Source organism: Escherichia sp. Lx600-2, from assembly GCF_036662595.1.
Taxonomy (GTDB): Bacteria; Pseudomonadota; Gammaproteobacteria; order Enterobacterales; family Enterobacteriaceae; genus Escherichia; species Escherichia coli.
Genome location: NZ_JAYQWM010000208.1, coordinates 1 through 1,873, shown reverse-complemented (window position 1 = coordinate 1,873; position 1,873 = coordinate 1). Strand labels below are relative to the sequence as shown.

The 1,873-nt window shown below is 48.3% G+C and carries 1 protein-coding gene; it reads left to right on the top strand.

The annotated features are described in order from the left end of the window. On the top strand, positions 1 to 1,812 hold a 1,812-nt coding region (locus OQV04_RS24465; RefSeq protein WP_332643224.1), incomplete at its 5' end, for a DUF2345 domain-containing protein. Positions 1,813 to 1,873: the final 61 nt, after the last annotated feature.

Below are 1,873 nucleotides of genomic sequence, written 5' to 3'. Positions count from 1 at the left end.
ACCCAAACCGAAGTCCTGCATTTTACTGACAGCCAACGCGGTTATGTGTATGACAAAACGCTGCCATTAAATAGCCCCTCAGGGCTGAACGATAACCATGCCGACAGTGTTTGGGGGTTATCGTTACGTCATCAAGTGGTCGAAAACACTGTTTTTGCCAAAGACTATAACCACCGACTGGCGGAAGATACGTTAATCTCCGCCGTTGCGGACATGACACGCGGTGATGGAGAAAAAATCAATTACGGCGATGTTTATCACTATAAAGGCCGCCACCTCACCCGCGGGGATAAAATTCGCCCTGAAACTGAAACCGCTAACTTCTGGGCAAGACTCGACCACGAGCGCTTTTTAGCTCGTCAGACTTTACTACGCGGAGAAAGTAGCGCTGCAGACCTGACGCCATTATTAGTGCTAAGTATTCAAGATAACCCGCTCAGTTCGACGTTACCCAGCGTATTCAAATCACCAATTCTAATTACTCGCCTACGCTTTACCGCCAGCCGAGATAAAGCGCTAACTGTTCGCTTTGACGCGGTGCCTTACACCGAAGCACTGTGTTGGCGCCCTGCTCTAAAACCACGCCCTGTGATTGCCGGAACATTAATGGCGCGTGTCACCAGTGCAAAAGACCACGATATTTATGCCCACCAAAATGAACACGGCTTTTATTGGGTGAAATTCGATGCAGACAGAGATGAAAAAACCAAGGGCTATGAAAGCATGCCCGTGCGTTTGGCGAAACCCTACGCCGGCGATACGTATGGGATGCATTTCCCGCTAATTCAAGGGACTGAAGTCGCTATCGCCTTCCATGAGGGCGACCCAGACCGCCCTTACATCGCCCACGCACTGCATGATTCCCGCCACCCCGACCACGTGACGGATAAAAATAACACCCGTAATGTGATCCGCACACCTGCGAATAACAAACTGCGCATGGAAGATAAACGCGGGCAAGAGCATATTAAGCTCAGCACCGAATATGGCGGAAAAACCCAGTTAAACCTGGGGCATTTGGTGAATGCCGAACGCGAACAGCGTGGTGATGGTTTTGAGCTGCGCACCGACAGCTGGGGCGCGATCCGTGCGGGTAAAGGGTTGTTTATTACCACCGATAAGCAGGATAAAGCCGGTGGGGATGTGTTGGCGATGGCACCTGCTATCTCATTATTAAAAGGCGCTAATAATCAATTAACCAACTGGGGGGAGATAACCAAACAGCATAAAAATGCACCACCAGAGCAAGATAGCTTAAAAGCACTCCAAGAAAATGCCGAAAACTTAGCCTCCCCAGCCGTTTTAATGCATGCCACTGATGGCATTGGGTTAGTCACTGAGCAGTCTATTTTATTGCAAAGTGCGCAAGCACATTACGCCCAAAGTATGGGTGAAATGCACATTGCCAGTGGTGAACACATCAGTATCAATGCAAGCCAAAAGATTTCATTACTTTCACAAAAAGAAGGGGTTCGTTTCGTCTCGGGTAATGGCCCTTTCGAAATAGAGTCACACGCCGATAAGCTTGATGCAATTGCACTTAAGGATATCACAGTGCAATCAACCCAAGGGCATATTCAGCTCACCGCAAAAAATGGCATAACTTTAGGTTGCGGCGGTGGCTATATCCGCATTGCTCCCGATGGACAAATCGAAATACACAGCCCAAGCCGTATCAGCCTAAAAGGCCAACACGTATGGGATGGTCCCCAAGGTCAAGATTTCCCATTACCTGACTTACCACAGTCTGTTTGTAAAGAATGTTTGCAAGAAGCACTTAAAAATGTAACAGGAGTGGCATTCCGTGAATAATATACCAAATCGTGTATCCAACGAACTCGTTGGTGCTTGGCTAGAAAAACTACGAGCCATA